At 50.9% G+C, this 18421-nt stretch carries 19 protein-coding genes; 10 read left to right on the forward strand and 9 right to left on the reverse strand.

Annotated features, from left to right (window positions below; translation table 11 throughout):
• Window positions 1-126: 126 nt before the first annotated feature.
• Entirely contained in the window at window positions 127-1143 is a 1017-nt protein-coding gene (locus WBJ47_RS06965) for a YncE family protein (RefSeq protein ID WP_422242863.1), read from the reverse strand.
• Between the two features lie 106 nt (window positions 1144-1249).
• Window positions 1250-2170: an SMP-30/gluconolactonase/LRE family protein gene (locus WBJ47_RS06970; RefSeq protein ID WP_422242864.1), complete on the reverse strand. Its 921-nt coding sequence runs from the start codon at window positions 2168-2170 to the stop codon at window positions 1250-1252.
• A gap of 99 nt (window positions 2171-2269) precedes the next feature.
• Between WBJ47_RS06970 and WBJ47_RS06975 the strand changes: the two genes are divergently transcribed.
• Entirely contained in the window at window positions 2270-2737 is a 468-nt protein-coding gene (locus WBJ47_RS06975; RefSeq protein WP_422242865.1) for a winged helix-turn-helix transcriptional regulator, read from the forward strand.
• Here the strand turns inward: WBJ47_RS06975 and WBJ47_RS06980 are convergent.
• On the reverse strand, window positions 2734-4146 hold the full coding sequence (locus WBJ47_RS06980) for a PLP-dependent aminotransferase family protein (RefSeq protein ID WP_422242866.1): 1413 nt from the start codon (window positions 4144-4146) through the stop codon (window positions 2734-2736). The genes WBJ47_RS06975 and WBJ47_RS06980 overlap by 4 nt on opposite strands.
• Before the next feature lie 147 nt (window positions 4147-4293).
• Between WBJ47_RS06980 and WBJ47_RS06985 the strand changes: the two genes are divergently transcribed.
• From WBJ47_RS06985 to WBJ47_RS07005, 5 genes are all read left to right on the forward strand, one after another.
• On the forward strand, window positions 4294-5640 hold the full coding sequence (locus WBJ47_RS06985) for an aspartate aminotransferase family protein (RefSeq protein ID WP_422242867.1): 1347 nt from the start codon (window positions 4294-4296) through the stop codon (window positions 5638-5640).
• Window positions 5641-5722: 82 nt separating this feature from the next.
• On the forward strand, window positions 5723-7324 hold the full coding sequence (locus WBJ47_RS06990) for a gamma-glutamyltransferase family protein (protein ID WP_422242868.1): 1602 nt from the start codon (window positions 5723-5725) through the stop codon (window positions 7322-7324).
• A 7-nt stretch (window positions 7325-7331) separates the two neighbouring features.
• Window positions 7332-7919 (forward strand): hypothetical protein, encoded by a 588-nt coding sequence (locus WBJ47_RS06995; RefSeq protein ID WP_422242869.1) that lies wholly within the window; start codon window positions 7332-7334, stop codon window positions 7917-7919.
• Window positions 7920-7956: 37 nt separating this feature from the next.
• Window positions 7957-8970, forward strand: coding sequence for an NADPH:quinone oxidoreductase family protein (locus WBJ47_RS07000; protein ID WP_422242870.1), 1014 nt, complete (start codon window positions 7957-7959; stop codon window positions 8968-8970).
• Window positions 8967-9959, forward strand: coding sequence for a Bug family tripartite tricarboxylate transporter substrate binding protein (locus WBJ47_RS07005; protein ID WP_422242871.1), 993 nt, complete (start codon window positions 8967-8969; stop codon window positions 9957-9959). Before WBJ47_RS07000 ends, WBJ47_RS07005 begins: the two co-directional genes overlap by 4 nt.
• 52 nt (window positions 9960-10011) lie before the next feature.
• Here the strand turns inward: WBJ47_RS07005 and WBJ47_RS07010 are convergent, their stop codons facing one another.
• Genes WBJ47_RS07010 through WBJ47_RS07020 form a run of 3 tightly spaced genes read right to left on the reverse strand, consistent with a single transcriptional unit; the run spans window position 10012 to window position 13501 of the window.
• Window positions 10012-10968, reverse strand: a complete 957-nt coding sequence (locus WBJ47_RS07010) for a Bug family tripartite tricarboxylate transporter substrate binding protein (protein ID WP_422242872.1) — start codon at window positions 10966-10968, stop codon at window positions 10012-10014.
• A gap of 41 nt (window positions 10969-11009) precedes the next feature.
• Window positions 11010-11765 carry a 3-oxoacyl-ACP reductase gene (locus WBJ47_RS07015; RefSeq protein ID WP_422242873.1) on the reverse strand — a complete coding sequence of 252 codons (756 nt, stop codon included), beginning with the start codon at window positions 11763-11765 and terminating at the stop codon, window positions 11010-11012.
• The gene (locus WBJ47_RS07020; protein WP_422242874.1) at window positions 11762-13501 is read right to left on the reverse strand and encodes an acetolactate synthase catalytic subunit; all 1740 of its coding nucleotides are present in this window, start codon (window positions 13499-13501) and stop codon (window positions 11762-11764) included. The genes WBJ47_RS07015 and WBJ47_RS07020 overlap by 4 nt, the downstream gene beginning before the upstream one ends.
• A 110-nt stretch (window positions 13502-13611) precedes the next feature.
• On the opposite strand from WBJ47_RS07020, the gene WBJ47_RS07025 reads away from it, so the two are divergent.
• On the forward strand, window positions 13612-14274 hold the full coding sequence (locus WBJ47_RS07025; RefSeq protein ID WP_422242875.1) for a GntR family transcriptional regulator: 663 nt from the start codon (window positions 13612-13614) through the stop codon (window positions 14272-14274).
• A gap of 17 nt (window positions 14275-14291) precedes the next feature.
• Here WBJ47_RS07025 and WBJ47_RS07030 read toward each other — a convergent pair whose 3' ends face one another.
• Genes WBJ47_RS07030 through WBJ47_RS07040 form a run of 3 tightly spaced genes read right to left on the reverse strand, consistent with a single transcriptional unit; the run spans window position 14292 to window position 15814 of the window.
• A complete protein-coding gene (locus WBJ47_RS07030; protein ID WP_422242876.1) occupies window positions 14292-14912 on the reverse strand; it encodes a cytochrome b/b6 domain-containing protein in 621 nt (206 codons plus the stop codon).
• Between the two features lie 11 nt (window positions 14913-14923).
• Window positions 14924-15400, reverse strand: coding sequence for a diheme cytochrome c (locus tag WBJ47_RS07035; protein ID WP_422242877.1), 477 nt, complete (start codon window positions 15398-15400; stop codon window positions 14924-14926).
• Between the two features lie 15 nt (window positions 15401-15415).
• Window positions 15416-15814, reverse strand: a complete 399-nt coding sequence (locus WBJ47_RS07040; protein WP_422242878.1) for a DUF1924 domain-containing protein — start codon at window positions 15812-15814, stop codon at window positions 15416-15418.
• A 154-nt stretch (window positions 15815-15968) separates the two neighbouring features.
• Here WBJ47_RS07040 and WBJ47_RS07045 point away from each other — a divergent pair, with 154 nt between their 5' ends.
• Genes WBJ47_RS07045 through WBJ47_RS07055 form a run of 3 tightly spaced genes read left to right on the forward strand, consistent with a single transcriptional unit; the run spans window position 15969 to window position 18388 of the window.
• Window positions 15969-16289 (forward strand): PepSY domain-containing protein, encoded by a 321-nt coding sequence (locus WBJ47_RS07045; RefSeq protein WP_422242879.1) that lies wholly within the window; start codon window positions 15969-15971, stop codon window positions 16287-16289.
• Between the two features lie 21 nt (window positions 16290-16310).
• Window positions 16311-16973, forward strand: coding sequence for a response regulator transcription factor (locus WBJ47_RS07050; protein WP_422242880.1), 663 nt, complete (start codon window positions 16311-16313; stop codon window positions 16971-16973).
• Window positions 16970-18388, forward strand: coding sequence for a sensor histidine kinase (locus WBJ47_RS07055; RefSeq protein WP_422242881.1), 1419 nt, complete (start codon window positions 16970-16972; stop codon window positions 18386-18388). The genes WBJ47_RS07050 and WBJ47_RS07055 overlap by 4 nt, the downstream gene beginning before the upstream one ends.
• Window positions 18389-18421: the final 33 nt, after the last annotated feature.

Raw genomic sequence — 18421 nt, forward strand, 5'->3', positions numbered from 1 at the left:
GGAACCGCTGCAGGCTCGACTAAAGCCTCGAGCACTAATGCGTGACCTTGCTCTCCCTCTGTTTGTGCGACGGCCGTGAGCGCAAGCGCGCTCAACAACAATACGCACAGCCAAGACGCAAAATGTTTAATCGCGGCTCGCATGATTGAGCGTCCACACACCGTGCGGAGACTTACCGACCGGTATTTGTTTGACGACGGCCTTTTTCTCCAGATCAATCACCGACAGCTTACCTGCCCAGCGCGTGGTCACCAACAAGGTCTTGCCGTCAGCCATCATCTCCATGCAGTCAGGGCCAGCAGGCGTGCGATACGTATCCACGACCTTGAGCGTCTTCCAATCAATGCGACTGATGGTGTTCGCGCTGCGATTGCTCACAAACACATGGCGTTTGTCACCTTGTGAACGAAAGGCATGTGCGCCCTTGCCTGTTGGAATACGTGTTTTAAGAACCGCCTTTCCGTTCGAGACGTCATAGGCCTCGACTTCCGCGGCACCGGTCAAACCGATCAGCAACGTTTTATCATCAGGGGTCAAATATAGATCGGCAGGTGTTTTACCGACCTTAACTGTCCAGAGACGCTTTTGCGTGGCTAACTCAATCGCGGTGAGCTCATGACTATCCTGCAAAGAAATGTAAGCAATTTTGCTTTTGCTATCGATGGCAATGTGACTCGGCGTCTTACCAGCAGGAATGCGCTTGACCAAGTTGAGCTTGAATGTCCCGCCTTTGTTATCCCAGGTATAAATATCAACGTGATTCAGGCGGTTCGCCGCCGTCACAAACCACTTCATATCAGGCGAAAAGCGTAGATGATACGGATCCACAATCCCAGTCATCGTCTGCTGCACTTGGGCCGTCATGGGATCGAGAAATGTGATGGAATCGCCCTCGGCATTGGCCACCATGACCGACTTTTCGTCTGGTGTCAGGTATAGATGGTGAGGCTCTTTGCCGACAGGCACACGCTTGATCTCTGTCCACGTCTTGGGGTCGATCACACTCACATCGGCGTTGAGTGAATTCAGCACGAGGATGGGCGCGTCTGTTTTGGCCGACACCGCGGGCAAGTGCCCCACAAAGGCCGCTGCCGTGATCGCGAAAATACTTAGGGAACGACGAATAAAAAGATCAATGTTCATGTGCTGCCAGCGGCTAAAAATAGAGGGGGAATATGAATCTCTATTTTCGCACAGGCGCACTAAAAAGCATGCATGCTTTCGACAAACAAACGTAGAAAAAATCAGGCTATTCGGGCTGATGCACGATGGCGCCCGGATAGGGCATCCGCATGGTCAAAATTGAGCCGGATTCTGACTCTGTACAAAAGAGACTTTGACGGTCCGCGCCTCCAAAAGCGATATTCGTAACGGCAGAGGATTTCGGACTTGACCACACCGCGATCGGCTCGCCCCTTGGGTTGATCAGCCAGACATAGCCTAGACCCGGATTGGCCACCACCAAATTACCCGCGGCATCCATCGCCAAGCCATCCGGACCACTGGGCCCATAAGAAGTAAAGAACTGGCCCACCTTGGCCACGCCCCCGTCCGGCATCAGTGGCGCGCGCCAAACGCAATTGCCGCGCGTCACTCCCACATAGAGCACCCGCTCATCCAAAGACAACACCAAACCATTCGGACTCGGTACATTACTCAACAACAAATCCAATTGGCCCGAGGGGCGCAAGCGATAGACACGCCCCGTTGGATCATGCAAGCCGGACTGGCCCTGATCAGTGAAATACAAGTTGCCCTTCGAGTCGAAGGTCAGGTCGTTGAGGCCTTTAAAGCCTTCTGTATTGCGCCTTGTCAGGTATGGCTTGATATCGCCCGTTTGAATATTGAGACGCATCAGACCATTTTTGTAGTCGGTAATCAGCAACTCTGTCTTTGACAAAAACTTCATGCCGTTTGGCTCGCCGTCATACTCAATAATTTGCGTCCAAGCTCCTTGGGGGTCGATCCGAAACACGCGGCCAAAAATAATGTCCGTGACATAGAGGTTGCCTGCCACATCAAACACCGGCCCCTCCAAAAACGAGTCCATGGCCACACCGCCGCGGTTGACATCGGCCCACTCCGAGCGCACACCGGTTCGTCGCAAGACTGCAGGCATTTCCGTGAAGACTTCAGCGGCTTTGACTTCAGGGGCGTTTTTGAAAAACATGGGTGCTCTCTTAGTAAAGAAAGGGATAAAGGAACTGAACGCTTAATTTTGACAGGTTTCCAGAGAAAATCACTAAAATAGAAGCTCTTAGGAGGCACTATGCGCCAACTTGATCGGATTGACCTCAAGATTCTAGATGTCCTGCAACGCGATGGTCGCATTTCAATGACCGACCTCGCTGAGCGCGTCAACTTATCCGCAACACCGTGTTCCGAGAGAGTGCGCAGACTCGAGCGTGAAGGTGTGATTATGGGCTACTACGCCCGGGTCAACCCAGCAGCGCTTGGAAAAAATCTACTTGTATTCCTTGAGATTAAACTTTCGGCCAAGTCTGACGATGTCTTTGAAAAAGTAAAGAAAGAGCTCAGTTATGTGCCCGAAGTGATGGAATGCCACCTCGTCTCTGGCGATTTTGACTACCTCATCAAAGCCCGGCTCCCCGAGATGAATAAATACCGGCAATTGCTTGGTGAAATCCTCAAGCGCCTGCCAGGCTCTGCCGAGTCCAGAAGCTACGTGGTGATGGAAGAAATCAAAGAAACACTTTATCTGGCCGTTGATCGCTAAGTCCGTTCGAGCGTTCGGACAAACTCCCACAGGACGTCATTGTCGGAGGTGGCCACATTGAAGCGAAACCAATTTGAAAGCCGGTCTCCAGGATGAAAGTACGATCCTGGCGCAAGCCAAATCCCACGGGCCAGCGCACGCGTCGCAACGCCAGCACTTTGCTCCGCAGCAATGGGTAGCTGCGCCCAGAGAAACAATCCTGCCGCCGGTTGTTCAAAAATCTTCATGTTGAGCGACTGCATTTTTTCAACAACGTGGGTGTGCGCAATGTGTAACTTATTTTTTAAAAAATCGAGATGCCGCTCGTAATGCCCCTCACTCAAGACATTCGATACGATACGTTCAGTCACTTCTGATGAGGTTAAACCGACCGCCATCTTGGTGCGCGCGAGATCTGCCAGCACATCCGCATGGGCGGCAACATAGCCAACGCGCAAGGTGGGCGTGATCGTTTTAGAAAACCCGGAGATATAGATCACGCGATTTAAACCCTCCATGGCTGCCAAGCAAGGCGCTTCGGGTGGTGCGAGTTCTCGATAAATATCATCCTCAATCACCCACACACCATCACGCGCCACCATCTCAAGCAAGCGTGTGGCACTGGCCGTCGACAAAGATGAGCCTGAAGGATTTTGCAATACAGTATTGATAAAAATCGCTTTAGGCCGAGACTCTTTTAGAACGCGCTCAAGCTGTTCAAAATCGTGACCATCTGCCGTACGTGCCACGCCAATCACCTTGAGACCCGCCAACTGCAAAATCTGTAACAAATTGCAATAGCATGGGTCCTCAACAATTACTGTGTCACCGGGTCGCAACAGCGTGCGCACCACTAGATCTAGTGCTTGCGTCGCGCCCTGCGTCATCAAAATATTTGAAGCTTCAGCCGGTAAAGAAATGCGTCTGAGGGAAGTGGCGATTTGTTCACGCAAAGAAGCCATTCCAAAGGGGTGGCCATAGCCACCAAAGCGCGGACCAGGCACCCGACTCAACGCACGTAGGGCATGCTGCAGGCCGCTCTCGTTAATCCACTCACCCGGTATCCAGCCACAACCTGCCTTAGTGGGGACAGAGTGATCTGCAAACACGTCAGACAATAGCCATGCTGCATTCAGACTAGGGGCAGACCAGACGGGAGAGACCGTCGGCAATACCGTGCGCAAATCTGCAACGCGATAAGCTGAACCTCGGCGCGCGCTGAGTCGCCCTGCTGTCACCAACCGCTGATAGGCCTCCGCCACGGTAAAGGCACTCAAAGTATGTGTAGCGGCTAACGCACGCACCGATGGCAACGCGTCACCGACTCGCAAGGTTCGACGCTCTATCGCCAGATTGACTGACTCCACAATCTGCTCCACCAGCGTCCGGGAGGACTGACGGTCGAGCGTGAGCGAAAAACTAGTAGCCATGCCTGTTATTCCGTTACAAACCAGTACAGTTATGGGCGGATACACCCGAAACTCAATACAGTTTGCCACAAATCGCCGTAACTGTACTGGCAATTTTCTCTGCAGAACCGTTACAGTGAGATATTCGCTCGTTAACTGGAGATTTCCATGAACACCATCACCGAAAACGTCAGCCTGTCCAAAGAAGTGGACATGGAAAATTTCTGGATGCCCTTTACTGCCAATAAGCAGTTCAAGGCAACTCCCCGTATTCTGAAAAGTGCTAAAGGCATGTATTTCACGACCGTCGATGACAAGAAAGTACTCGACGCGAGTTCAGGACTCTGGTGTGTCAACGCTGGCCACTGCCGTGAAGAGATCACCGAAGCCGTGCACAAGCAGATGATGGAACTGGACTATGCCCCTCCCTTCCAGATGGGGCACCCCATTGCTTTCGAAGCGGCCAAAGCCATCGCAGCGGTGATGCCAGCCGGTCTCGACCGCATCTTCTTTGCAAACTCTGGCTCTGAAGCTGTTGATACTGCTTTGAAAATTGCGCTGGCCTATCACCGTGCCCGTGGCGATGGACAGCGTACGCGCCTGATTGGTCGCGAGCGCGGCTATAGCGGCGTCGGTTTTGGTGGCATTTCTGTTGGCGGCATTTTGGCTAACCGTAAGGCCTACTCAGGCGCGCTGATCCCCGGTGTCGATCATATTTCACACACCCACAACTTGGCTGAAATGGCCTATAGCAAGGGTCAGCCTGCTTGGGGCGCCCACCTAGCTGATGACCTCGAGCGTTTGTGCGCCTTGCATGATCCTTCCACCATTGCAGCCGTGATTGTTGAGCCTGTTGCTGGTTCAACAGGCGTACTGGTGCCACCACAAGGCTATCTGCAGCGCTTGCGCGAAATCTGCACCAAGCACGGCATCCTGTTGATTTTTGACGAAGTCATCACCGGCTTTGGCCGCTTGGGCAAAGCGACCGCCAGCGAATTGCTCGGCGTGACGCCTGACATCATCACGATGGCAAAAGCCATGAACAATGCTGCGATTCCGATGTCTGGTGTTGCCGCTAGCCGCCATGTGCATGACGCCATTGTCAATGCAGGCCCAGGTACAGCAATTGAGTTCTTCCACGGCTACACCTATTCCGCCCACCCTGCTGCTGCTGCAGCATGCTTGGCGACTCAGGAAATCTACCGCCGTGAAAAACTGTTTGATCGTTCTTTGGCCCTCGCACCGAAGTTCGAAAAAGAAATCCACGCGCTGCGCGGCGAGCCTTATGTCAAAGACATTCGCAACCTCGGCTTGATGGGCGCGGTTGAGTTGGAGTCACGTGACGGTGCACCGGGTGCGCGTGCTTACGACGTCTTCCTCAAGTGCTTGGAAAAAGGTGTGTTGGCGCGCTTCACTGGCGACATCATGGCCTTTTCACCACCACTGATCGTCAGCGAAGGTCAGATCGAAGAGATCTTCTCGACAGTCAAGAAAGCATTGCACGAAACCGCCTAACACAGGCGGTCGCAAGCAAAGGGGCGCCTTGAGCGCCCCTTTATAATTTCCTCTATCTCACTTTTCTGGAATCACTCGTCTCATGAACTGGCAACTGCCCTTCCAATCCGGTCGTCAACCCGTCCTTGCTCGCAATCTCGTCTCTACGTCGCAGCCTCTCGCCTCACAAGCAGGTGCAGCTGCGTTTGCCCGCGGAGGCAATGCCATTGATGCCGCACTCGCCGCAGCGATCACGCTGACTGTTGTAGAGCCTACGATGAACGGTATTGGCGGTGACGGCTTCGCGATCATCTGGGACGGCAAAGCACTACATGGCCTCAACGCCTCTGGCCGCGCGCCTGCTGCCTGGTCGCCTGAGCGTTTCAAGGGTATGGCCACCATGCCCCATCGTGGCTGGGAGTCCGTGACCGTCCCGGGTGTCGTTTCACAATGGGTTGAGTTGTCAAACAAGTTCGGCAATTTGCCCTTCGAAGACTTGTTTAAAGACGCAATCCGTCATGCGCGCGAAGGCTTCCCCGTCAGTCCTGTGATTGCGCGTCAGTGGAAAGATCAAGCGGCAGAATTGCACGTTCAGCCGGGCTTCAAAGAAGCCTTTATGAAAGATGGTCGCACACCTGCCGCGGGCGAAATCTGGAAATTCGCGGATCAAGCCGATACGCTTGAAGACATTGCACGCACCAAAGGCGAGTCGTTCTACCGCGGTCGTCTGGCAAAAATGATTGCTGACTTTGCCCGTGAAAACGGTGCGGTGCTCAACGAAGCCGATTTGGCGGCGCACCGTTGCGACTGGGTCGGTACAGTCTCGACCAACTACCAAGGCGTTGACGTTCATGAGATCCCACCAAATGGTCAGGGTCTGACCGCACTGCTCGCCCTTAACTTGATTGAGCACCTGCCCTACGCTCAGACCAAGCCCGGGTCAGCCGAGCGTATGCACCTTGAAATCGAATGCATGCGCGCCGCCTTTGCTGACTTGTTTGAACACGTCGCAGATCCTGACTTCATGAAAGTCACCGCCAAAGAGTTGCTCAGCAAATCCTATGCAAAAGAGCGCGCCAAACTGATCGACCCCAACAAGGCGGGCACCTATGGTCCAGGCCAGCCACCTTCGGGCGGCACGATCTATTTGTGCACCTCGGACGCCGAAGGCCGCATGGTGTCCTACATCCAATCAAACTTCAAAGGCTTTGGCTCTGGCGTCGTCGTCCCCAAGACTGGCATCGCCCTGCAGAACCGTGGCTGGGGCTTTGTCACCACCCCCGGACATCCAAACTTGGTTGGCGGCGGCAAGCGCCCCATGCACACCATCATCCCCGCGTTCATCACACGTGATGGCAAGCCATCCATGGCGTTTGGCGTGATGGGCGGCAATATGCAGGCACAGGGTCACATGCAAATGGTGTTGCGTCACATCTCTGAGGGTCACAACCCACAGGCCTGCTCGGACGCGCCACGCTGGCGTATCAACGATGCTGGCGAATTGACGATCGAGGCTGCAGTCAGCCCTGCTGTCGTCGATGCTTTGCGTGCGATGGGTCACAAGCCTATCGTCGCGCCTGCAGACAGCCTTGACTTCGGCAGTGCGCAATTGATCTCACGCCTCGCGGGCGAGGGAGATCAAGCGCCCTACGCCTATGTCGCAGGTTCTGATCACCGCCGTGACGGCGAAGCCGTAGGCTACTAGGACATATATGATGCAACGCTCAGCAGTTTCTATTCATCAACACGTTCAGTCGCTGCTGAGCGAGTATCAGTGTCCTTATCAATTTCATGAAGTTCGGGCGGCCTTCATGGGGGCGATCGCAAGCCCTTATGTCGTCGATCCACTCTTTGAATTAAATGCCTTGTGGGACGGAGAGTTTCCAGAGCTTGCCTCACAAGAAAAACTCGACGAAGTCACCAAAACTTTTCTTGAAGATTTTTGGAGCTTACTCGCAGCGCATGGCAAAGACGATGCAGAGCAACCCTTCAGCCTGACTGCTTTAGACAAAGCAACATCCTTGAACGAACTGAAAGCGCACGCTAAGTTGCGTGGCGAAGAGCTCGATGCATTTCTAACCGGTTTTTTTCAAGATCAGGAAAACCTAGAGCTTGATGAAGACATCGGCGACAGTCTCGATATTCTCGAAGAGCTCGTCCAGATGTACACCGATATCGTCAATATGGAAGATAGCACCGCACTCCGTAGTGATGAATTATCTGATCTAGCAGACAACCTGCTCAAGATGACCGACATGGCAGAGCTTGAGATGAATAATCTGATTGTGAGTTGCGCTTAGTTTCCCAACGCACAATGACACCTCTAGAGGTCAAATATTGAAAGCCATTGTCTGCGAGCAATTTGGGGATCCTAGCAAAGTTGCCGGCGTGAGGCATATTGGTCACCCTTCGCCTCCCAAAGACAATGAAGTCACCGTACAAGTGGCTTACGCAACGGTCAGCCATGCCATTGATTTACTGATCAGAGGAAAATATCAGTCTGATCCGCCCTTGCCCTTCACCCCTGGGACAGAGTTCGTCGGCACAGTCTTAGCCTGTGGCCAACACGTTCAACACCTCAAAGTCGGCGATCGCGTCATGGGTGTTGCACGCTGGGGGTGTTACGCCCAGCAGATTAACGTTTCGCACCACACGGTCTACCCCATACTGCCTGCTTTAGATTGGCTTCAGGCCTTGCCGCTCACACTCTCTTATGGGACAGCCTACACCGCACTGTTCTGGAAAGCTGGGTTACAGCCCTCTCACGCCGTACTGGTGCTTGGTGCTGGCTCAGGTGTTGGTCTTGCAGCCGTTGAACTTGCAAGCACAACAGGTGCGACAGTCATTGCCTGCGCGAGCACTGAAGAAAAGCGTGCACTTGCCGCCGCACATGGCGCTCAACTTGTCCTGGCACCAAATGAAGCGTTGGTTAAAAAAATTAAAGCTTTCGTGCGGGGTGGTGTCGACCTCATCGTCGATCCTGTCGGTGCGGAGCTCATGGAGACCTCACTCTCCGCAACCTCTCATGGCGCACAAATTTTGAGTATCGGCTTCGCTGCTGGTCGACCACCACAGTTACCACAAAATATCATGTTGGTTAAAAACTTATCGCTCCACGGGTTTTACTACGGTCGTTACATCGGCTGGACCCCAAACGATGAGCGTCTTTTGCACGAACCTCAGATGCGGCGCATGATGGACACACTCCAACGCTTGACTCTTGAGAGAAAAATATTCCCGACGACAAGCAATATTTACGAAATGGAGGCGTTACCTCAAGCATTGAATGATTTACATTCTCGGCAGGTATTACACAAACTAGCCATAAAAATTTCTGGAGACAAATCATGATTCAACCAACAAGACGTTGCGTTTTAGCAGTCACTCTATTGGCATTTTCTCTAGGGCTCAGTGTCGGTACAGCTAACGCACAAAGCGCATCCAAGTACCCAGATCGCTCAATCCGTTTGGTCGTCCCCTATCCTCCAGGAGGCCCGACCGACTTAACGGCTCGCGTTGTTGCCGCAGAGATGGGCAAAACAATTGGTCAGTCCGTCGTGGTTGACAATCGTGCCGGCGCGAGTGGGATGATAGGATCAGAGGCGGTCGCACGCGCAGAGCCTGATGGCTACACTATTTTGGGTAATGCCTCTATTCATGTCATCAATCCCAGTGTCTACAAAAAAATGACCTTTAATGCGATTGATGACTTTGTGCCGATTTCACAGTTGGCCCAAGTGCCCTTGGTGTTGGTTGTACCCGTCAACTCCCCGATCAAAAGCGTCAGTGACTTAGTTGCTTATGCTAAACAAAAGGGTGGCAAGCTGAATTTTGGTTCTTCCGGTGTTGCCTCTGCTCCGCATTTAGCTGGAGAGTCTTTTAAGCGCTTGGCAGGCATTGATATGCAGCACATTGCATACAAGGGAAGCGCGCCTGCGCTTCAAGATTTAGCTGGTGGGCAAATTGATCTCATGTTCGACTCAATGCCATCGGCTACTGCACTGATTGATGCAGGCAAACTTCGTCCGATTGCCGTCACGACACTCAACCGGGCAAAGGCTCGTCCTGACCTCCCGACGATTGCAGAAAGTGGCTACCCAAATTTTGACATAAGTACCTGGTATGGGTATTGGGCACCCAAAGGCACACCGCCTGCGGTGCTTGAAACATTGGCCAAGCATGTACAAGCTGCGCTCAAAAACCCGCAAGTCATCGAGGCTTATCAAAAAATGGGGGCTGAGCCTGTGGGATCCACGCCAGCAGAATTCGCGGCTTTCAATAAAAGCGAAGCAAAAAAGTGGGCGGATATCGTCAAGCAATCGGGCGCTACACTTGACTAACACTTAAGGTCGTCATACGCGTGTGAGTTATCACACGCGTATACATTGCTTCTTAATTAATTCTAGGTAAATTCGCAGCTTTAATCGCCTTACCCATCTCTACATATCCTGTCTGCAAAGTCTCCTCATACTGCCTGCCCGTCAAGGGAGAGGGATCTACACCGAGACTCTCAAGGCGCTTTGCGACATCAGGATTTTTGACTGATGCGAGCGCTGCAGCCTGAAGCCTATCGACGACATCTTTTGGCGTTCCTTTCGGTACGGCAAGCCCCATCCATGAGTCAATCTCCACATTGAACCCCTGCTCTTTCATCGTGGGCACATTAGGCTGTTCAACCCAACGCATCGGGCTGGCGGAAGCCAGTAAGCGCAACTTACCACTGGTGATGTGTGGCAAGATATCAGAAGGGTTTTGAACAATCACTTCCACTTGGCCGCCCAACAAAGCTGTCACAGTTTCAGTCCCAGACTTGTAACTAATCTGCTCAAACTTTCCGCCTGCGACGCGACCCAACTCAAACATGGCAAGATTGTTTGGGGCAGAGGGTGCACCAAAGAAAATGCCCTTGCCTGTCTTCGCTGCAGCGACGAGGTCCTGCAAGTTTTTGTAAGGAGAATCAGCGCGCACTGCGACGCCGTAACGGAAGCGACCAAAGCCCGCCACAAATTCAAAATCGTTGATCGTGTAGGTTAGGTTCATTAAATGCGGCATGATGGCGACTGTTGAGTACGTCACAACACCCACTTGATAACCATCAGGTTTTTGTTTGGCGATATATGCGGGCGTTAAGGTGCCTAATGCACCGGGCTTGTTCTGCACGATCACAGGTTTTCCAAGCGGCGCCTCCATGCCTTGAGCCAACGCGCGCGACGCCACATCCGTCGCACCACCTGCGCCAAAGTTGACGATCAATGTCACCTCGCGCTGCGGAAAGCTTTGAGCACTCACCATACCCGCACTTGCTAACAATGCGAATCCACCTAGCGCTAATTTTATTTTATGAATCATGTTTGCTCCGTTGTTATAAGTATCACGATATCAGCCATCGCTTAAGACATGAAAAAGCCACCATTAATATCGATCGTGGCGCCATTAATAAACCCACTGCTTTCTGCACATAAAAAAGCGACAGCCTGACCCACCTCCTCGGGTGTGCCGATTCGTCTCACGGGAATCTGCTCCGCATAACGACGATTGACCTCTTCGCCAGCTTGCAATGCCATTTCTGTCAAAATCCGACCTGGTGCGACACAATTTGCCGTAATTCCGAAGGGCCCCATTTCCGTGGCAATCGCACGCGTCAGCCCCAGTACACCTGCTTTGGACGCCATATAACTTGGGCCCGCGACCACTGATTTTGAACGTCCTGCAAGCGATGAAATACTGACAATTCTTCCGTACTTCAGTTCTTGCATATCCGGAATAAACGTCTGACACATCCGCATCACAGAGGTCAAGTTGACCTCGATTACCTTCGCCCACTCTTTAGGATCGAGTTGCAAAATCCCACTTGATTTTCCATCGGGCTGCTTGGGAGAAATCCCTGCGTTATTCACGAGCACAGACACTTTTCCAAGAGTCGTACTGATTGTCTGATGCAGGCTTGATATGCCACTGTCGTCCGTCACATCCAAGGTGTACGTCAAGATGTTTGCTCCATGGTTAGCTCCCGCGAGCGCAGCTCCATCAAACGGTTGACGATCCACCATCACAACGAAATGTCCGCTGTTTAACAATGCTTTCGATGTTTCAAGCCCAATGCCTTGTCGCGCACCCGTCACCACTGCGATTCGCTTTGACGTCATTTGATCACCACTGCATCAGGCGTATAGAAAGTGATAGGAGGAAATGCATTTTCATCGCACAGCACTTCAATCAGGGTTGTGCCTGTATTGTTCCTGGCTTGCGCAAGCGCTCCTGCCAGCTCTTGCGGATCGGTCACTCTAATTCCATTACACCCACTGTTGCGCGCAATGGCAGCATGATCAACAGGCGTGAAATGTACAGCCGAAGTGTGATCGCCAAATTTCACATTTTCAGCATGCTTCTGATAACCCAAGATTCCATTGTTGATGAGGATCAGCGTGACTTTTACTCCCATTCTTGCTGCCGTTTCAAGCTCTGACCATACGTGACCAAAACCGCCATCACCCACCACACAAAACACTTCTTTCTGTGGTTGTGCGACCTTTACACCAAGCGCCATGGGAAAACCCCAGCCTAACCCAGCCAAGCCACGCGGCGTGATAAAACGCATTCCCGCTTTGAGTGAAACTAGAAAGTTTGCAATCCATATGGACGAGTAACTCGCATCTGCGACAACGATTGATTCCTCAGTTAACTGGGACTGGATTTCGTGCATGATCCGCTCTGGCCGGATCGGCGTAGCATCAGAAGTTCTAACCACTTCGGACTCTTTCATGTAAGCTGCACGTCCTTCAGCGATTTTTTTCTCTACGCTTTCTCGTGCATTTTTTCTAACGGTACTGTTGAGTACTGCAATTGCGTCTTTCAATGCCGCCAAGGTCAGTTTTGCGTCACCGACCAGTCTCTTTGCTTCGTAATTACGACCCACCTCGTTACCATCGATATCGAGATGGATATATATCGCACCCTTTGGATATAGCTTCCATGAGTCAGTACCGTTTTGATTCGTTCGGGTACCAACCAGCAACACCACATCCGCATTTTCAATGAGTGGACGTTGAAATCGTCCTGAGCCGTTCGGACCCAAAAAGTATGTCATGACACCCACTGAAAGCGGATGTGTTTCATCAACAACACCTTTCCCCATCACCGTTGTTGCAACTGGCAAATGGCAGTGTTCTTGTAATGCTGCGAGTGCTTGATGCGCCTGAGATAAATGCACACCTCCACCGGCAATGATGATGGGGTTTTTTGCCTTGACAAGCAATTCAGCAGCCTCCGCAATGCGCTCAGGTGAGGCTGCAACACGGTCCAGTGGGTAGTAACCAAGTTCATATGATCTCTTGGCGGCACCGTAGGGCTGCAACAAAATGTCAGCAGGCAACATCAGTACGACTGGCCCAGGTCGTCCTGTACATGCGGCAGTCATGGCTTGATCAATATAGTCTTCGATACGCGACACATCAGCTACTCGGCGCACCCATTTTGTGACGGCTGTAAACATCCCGATATGATCGAGGTCTTGAAACGCATTGCGGTCGGTATGCTCAGCACTCACATCTTGCACTAAGGCCAAGATGGGTATTGATGCTTTCAGGGCCTCAGCGAGAGGTGGCACTAAGAGCGCTGCCGCAGGTCCATTTTGCGCTGTCACCACACCGATTTTCCCGCTCACTCTTGCGTAGGCATCGGCCATATAGCCACCAGCATTTTCTGTACGGTATGCAATCTGTCTGATACCTTGCTTCTCCGCAACAAGGTGCACCATACTCGGCAAACTCTGGCCAAATATCGTATCGACGCCATGGCGTCTCAACGCACGCACTACGGCGTGAGCACCCGTATCATGCACCATCAGGCCTGAGGATCGCAGGGGGGACAAAGAACTTGTCATTTTTATTCCATTCTATTCAATTCACAATTTATACTTTATAAAATATAAAGTATAAAAAAACAATCTAGTACACTATTTATTTGCTCACGCTTATCAGCTCGGCTGTCGACATGACCTTTTTCTTAACACCCATGGCGCGTGAAAATATGGCGGGCACGATCTATCGCCAGATTAAGCAGCGCCTGATGATTGGCGAGCTTCTACCCGGTCAAACACTGACACTACGTTTGCTAAGTGAAAGTCTCGGGGTGAGCCAAACACCCGTTCGAGAGGCGCTACTTCAATTAGTATCAGAACGCGCACTCGCTATGACACCTGGAAAGTCTGTGCAAGTTCCAGTTCTCAGTAGGGAAGAGCTTCAAGAGCTTAGAGCCGTTCGTTTAAATCTAGAAGTAATGGCGGTTGAAAACGCAACACCGCGCATCACCAAAACAGAGATAAAAAAACTTGTCACTCTGCACAAAGAAATGATGCGCCACAAACTGAATGAAGATATGGCTGGAACGCTAGCCAAAAATTATGAGTTTCATTTCGCGCTATATCAAGCAGCCAACATGCCGCACTTACTTGCCATCATCGAAGGACTTTGGACACAGACGGGCCCTTCATTAACCTTTCTGTACCGAAAGCCATTTATTCATCTTGGCAAAGAGCACCCGCATGTGCAGTTGATTGATGCACTTCAACGGCATGACGTCAAAGCGGCCGTATCTGCGATCAAGCTTGATGTCGCAGGTTACGGTGCTGCACTGATGGAGCGTCTGCCTGAATAAATAAATTCAATGCCCAATCATTCATTAAAAAAAATATACCATGTCATCCACGCTGTTACACCCAACAGCAAAGTCGCTGTAACAACTCTATAGTCGCTCTTGATTAAGTCCGGCCCCGGGCCTGCTACATATCCTGTGATCATCGATCTCGCTAAGTTGCTACGCCTTAGCAGGCTCACAAGCGCAATCATCACTAAATGCGTGAGCACCAAAAACAGCATGAATTCGCCAAAGAACTCATGCACATCTTCTAACCACCCTCCGGCGAGCTCGTTGTAAACCGCGTATCCACTTAGTGTGAGTGGAATCACAGACAATAACAACAGCACAATAATTGACGTCATCATCAAATTGGCACTCTGCTTGAGCTGAGTCGTCTGCATCCATTGCCCCGAACGTAATGCCTCAACCAGCGTTCTAAATCCTTGCAGCTTTCTAAACATTCCACTTAGCCGCATATGCCGCGGACCAAAGATTCCCCAGAGCAGACGAAAGGCCAACAAACCGATCATCGTATAGCCCAAGGTGACATGTAAAAGTCGAAATTTTTCACTATCAGCGGAGATATAGGCGCCCACAAAGCTCGCAGCAAATAACCAGTGGTATGTGCGCGTCGCCGCATCAACAACTTTTCTCATTTTGCTCTCCTTCATTTCGGAATCATGACGGCATCATCGTCATAATTGCCGCGTTCTGCCTGCGTATGACAAGCAGCACAATTTGCTTTGCTCTTGACAGAGTCCCTTAACCAAACTTCCGCCTCAATTTTTCGGTGCTTTCGAACAAACCAGTCAGACTCCGTCAATCTGTCATCCTTTGGCTCAGCACGAACACGCTTATACGTTCCTGCATTGGCGTCAAGCCAAACACTGATTTCTTGAACCTCCTTGAGATCAATCGAGGCATCAGAACCAAAATGCGACTCCAAATTGTTCATCAGTCTGATCCACGAGCGACGTGGTAATAAGCCGGGAGGATAGGCGAGGTGACACGCCGCACACTCTTGCTGATACTTCGGTGAAACTGTTGCGGGCAATAGGTTTACGCTGCCGGCGAACGCCGTACTTTGTAGACTCGCACTCAATATCAAGCCTAAAAAATATAAGTAGAAATTTCTAATCTTCATTTGTTATTCCTTCAATTACTTTTTGAGGCTGAGCAAATAGGCCAGTACATCAACTTTTTCTTCAGGCGTACATTCACGCTTCATGACATCTCGGCAGTTCCTCTTAAACCACTTGTCAATTTTTGCTGTATCCGTGAACGCCTCAGTATTAAAAGCGGGCGCCAGCGGTTTGATGGGCTTAGACGTCGAGGCATGCTTACCCGCAGAGGTGGGAGGACTGTTGTGACAAGAAGCACAAGACCAGACATCACCATGCTTTTGATTAAAAACAAGGTCGCCTTTACTCACATCGCCTGCTCTACCCGCGGCGGTGGTCCACTTTTCGAGTTGCGCTTGAGGTGTCGTGTCTGCAGCCTGAGCGGCAGACACGACAAGCACTGCTAAAAAGGCGATCAAGATGTTAGTTTTTTTCATGGCTAAGAACGCGTTTCGTTGAGATATATGCATGATGCGCGTTGCGTCCTGTACCTGGAGTGAACAAAACATTCAGCGTACGTTCATCTTGGCTGGGTCATAATGGGCCCTTCACCTACCGAGACTAGCGGGCTTTAGCGCCCTCCATCGCGACATGAAAAATAAGTTCAAGTACTGGATTGTGCATCTTGCCTTCCTACTGATGATGGCTCCCTTCGCGAGCGGTTTTGTCATGGCAAGCTCCAATGATCACGACCTCGCTCGTGCCGCCTTGGCATCTGGAGAAATCCTCCCACTTAGCACTATTCTGACCAGGCTCGAAAAAGACTATCCTGGTCAAATCGTTGAGGCCGAGCTTGAACGTGAAAAAGGGCGGTGGATGTACGAAATTAAATTGCTTCAAAAAGACGGCTTGCGTCAAAAACTCAAAGTTGACGCAAAAAATGCTGATGTGATTTCTGATAAACGCAAATAGCTTCTACCCACATACATCAACATGCGCATACTCATCGTCGAAGACGAGCCCACCATCAATGCTCAACTTGTCGCATCACTTAAAGACGAAAGTTACGTTGTCGATTGCGCAACCGATGGGCGCCAAGCTTTGTTTCTCGGTCTGAATGAGCCCTATGACGCCATCATTCTTGATCTTGGACTTCCTCACATGGACGGCATCAGCGTCCTCAAGAGCTGGCGCGATGCCGCGATCACAACACCTGTGATTATTTTGACCGCACGAGATAACTGGAACGAAAAAGTAATCGGCATTGATGCAGGTGCCGATGATTACTTAGCGAAACCCTTTCGCATGGAGGAGTTGCTCGCCCGCTTGCGCGCCATCATCAGACGCGCCGCGGGGCATGCAACACCTGTATTAAGTTGTGGAACGATTGAACTACATACCAAAACGGGCAAAGTGAGTGTGGATGGTTTGACGATCTCTCTGACCAGTCATGAATTCAAAGTCCTGTCTTACCTCATGCATCATCAACAGGAATTAGTCAGTCGTACGGTATTAACCGAACACATTTACGCACAGGATTTTGACCGAGACTCCAATACGATTGAAGTATTCATCGGTCGCCTCAGAAAGAAACTGCCACCCGGGAGTATCGAAACTGTTCGCGGCGGCGGGTACCGCTTGGTGTGCCCATCTTGAACGCTCCTCTACGTCTTTCTCGCTCCATGTTGAGTGGCGCGCATCAGTCTTTGCGTGCCCGTCTGTTGCTGGGTACAGTCCTTTGGATTTCGATTGCCTTAATCATCACGGGTACTGTACTCACCATTCTTTTTAAAACGCATGCCACCAAGCAGTTTGATCAAGAACTACGCACATATCTCATTCAGCTTGTTGCAAACTTAGATGTCAGCACTGACGGCAAAGCATTTCTCAAGACGCAACCAGCAGAACCACGCTTTAATCAACCACTGTCGGGGCTGTATTGGCAGATCAGTGACAACCATCATCATGATGTACTACGTTCCCGATCACTATGGGATTCCACGCTAGACGTTTCACCCGAGTTGGATCAAGCCGGCAAACAGCTAGTCAGAACGGCTGTTGGGCCGAATGCAGAATCGATCCGTCTGCTTGAACAAGTCGTGAAATTATCAGAAGCGCCAGGGAAGGTCTGGCGTATCAGCGTTGCCGCTGAAACAAAAAATTTAGATCAAGCCATACAGGACTGGGTTCGCTTACTCGTGATCTTTTTAGGCATCTTGCTGTTGACGCTCATCCTTGCTGCGATTGCTCAAGTGATGTTGGCTCTGACACCTTTACGTAATTTGCAGCAGGCGCTCATTGCACTTAGCGCAGGACAAACCAAACGCCTCGAAGGCGAGTTTCCAGCCGAAGTTCAACCCTTGGTGCAAGAGTTCAATCAAGTACTAGACCATCAGGACTCGATGATTATCAAGGCTCAAAATCGCGCAGGTGATTTTGCGCATGCGATGAAAACACCGCTCACTGTACTGGCAAATGCAGCGACAGCTGAGCTCCAAAAGAAAAAGCATCCGTCTGAGCTCGCCCTACTGATGAATGAGCAAATTGAATTGTTAAAGAATCAAATAGATCAGCAGTTATTGCGCGCCCGCACCGATGCAGTGTCTTTACGATCTTATGTTCAAACACCTATCGCACCTGTCATCGAACAAATCATTCGTGTGATCAAAAAAATGCATGCTGATCGGCATATAGATTTTGTTGTGATGCAAGAGGATCTCACAATTTGCGTTCCTATTGATAAAAACACTTTGCAGGAAATAATTGGCAACCTTATTGATAACGCTAGCAAATGGGCGCAGACAACAATCCGCATCAAAATTTATATCGAAAACCAGCAGCTGTGTATTGCTATTGAAGATGATGGAAAAGGCGTAGCAGCAGACCAGCTCTACAAAATCATGCAAAGAGGCATTCGTGCGGATGAGCGCGTGCCTGGCAGTGGGTTAGGCTTGTCTATCGCATCAGAGTTGTGTTCCGTCTATGACGGCGAACTCATTTTATTTACCTCAGAACTTGGTGGCCTTGGTGCCAAGATTTCACTTCCACTTACCCTTAATCCCAATCACTGAATATTTAACCTGTTGCACCTAAAGATCTTTAAT

The organism is Zwartia sp., from assembly GCF_049655405.1.
Classification (GTDB): domain Bacteria; phylum Pseudomonadota; class Gammaproteobacteria; order Burkholderiales; family Burkholderiaceae_B; genus Zwartia.

Bases quoted from the DNA above. Each gene is read 5' to 3' on its own strand.
- WBJ47_RS06965 (WP_422242863.1), bottom strand. From the start codon at position 1,143: ATGAACATTGATCTTTTTATTCGTCGTTCCCTAAGTATTTTCGCGATC.
- WBJ47_RS06970 (WP_422242864.1), bottom strand. From the start codon at position 2,170: ATGTTTTTCAAAAACGCCCCTGAAGTCAAAGCCGCTGAAGTCTTCACG.
- WBJ47_RS06975 (WP_422242865.1), top strand. From the start codon at position 2,270: ATGCGCCAACTTGATCGGATTGACCTCAAGATTCTAGATGTCCTGCAA.
- WBJ47_RS06980 (WP_422242866.1), bottom strand. From the start codon at position 4,146: ATGGCTACTAGTTTTTCGCTCACGCTCGACCGTCAGTCCTCCCGGACG.
- WBJ47_RS06985 (WP_422242867.1), top strand. From the start codon at position 4,294: ATGAACACCATCACCGAAAACGTCAGCCTGTCCAAAGAAGTGGACATG.
- WBJ47_RS06990 (WP_422242868.1), top strand. From the start codon at position 5,723: ATGAACTGGCAACTGCCCTTCCAATCCGGTCGTCAACCCGTCCTTGCT.
- WBJ47_RS06995 (WP_422242869.1), top strand. From the start codon at position 7,332: ATGATGCAACGCTCAGCAGTTTCTATTCATCAACACGTTCAGTCGCTG.
- WBJ47_RS07005 (WP_422242871.1), top strand. From the start codon at position 8,967: ATGATTCAACCAACAAGACGTTGCGTTTTAGCAGTCACTCTATTGGCA.
- WBJ47_RS07010 (WP_422242872.1), bottom strand. From the start codon at position 10,968: ATGATTCATAAAATAAAATTAGCGCTAGGTGGATTCGCATTGTTAGCA.
- WBJ47_RS07015 (WP_422242873.1), bottom strand. From the start codon at position 11,765: ATGACGTCAAAGCGAATCGCAGTGGTGACGGGTGCGCGACAAGGCATT.
- WBJ47_RS07020 (WP_422242874.1), bottom strand. From the start codon at position 13,501: ATGACAAGTTCTTTGTCCCCCCTGCGATCCTCAGGCCTGATGGTGCAT.
- WBJ47_RS07025 (WP_422242875.1), top strand. From the start codon at position 13,612: ATGACCTTTTTCTTAACACCCATGGCGCGTGAAAATATGGCGGGCACG.
- WBJ47_RS07030 (WP_422242876.1), bottom strand. From the start codon at position 14,912: ATGAGAAAAGTTGTTGATGCGGCGACGCGCACATACCACTGGTTATTT.
- WBJ47_RS07035 (WP_422242877.1), bottom strand. From the start codon at position 15,400: ATGAAGATTAGAAATTTCTACTTATATTTTTTAGGCTTGATATTGAGT.
- WBJ47_RS07040 (WP_422242878.1), bottom strand. From the start codon at position 15,814: ATGAAAAAAACTAACATCTTGATCGCCTTTTTAGCAGTGCTTGTCGTG.
- WBJ47_RS07045 (WP_422242879.1), top strand. From the start codon at position 15,969: ATGAAAAATAAGTTCAAGTACTGGATTGTGCATCTTGCCTTCCTACTG.
- WBJ47_RS07050 (WP_422242880.1), top strand. From the start codon at position 16,311: ATGCGCATACTCATCGTCGAAGACGAGCCCACCATCAATGCTCAACTT.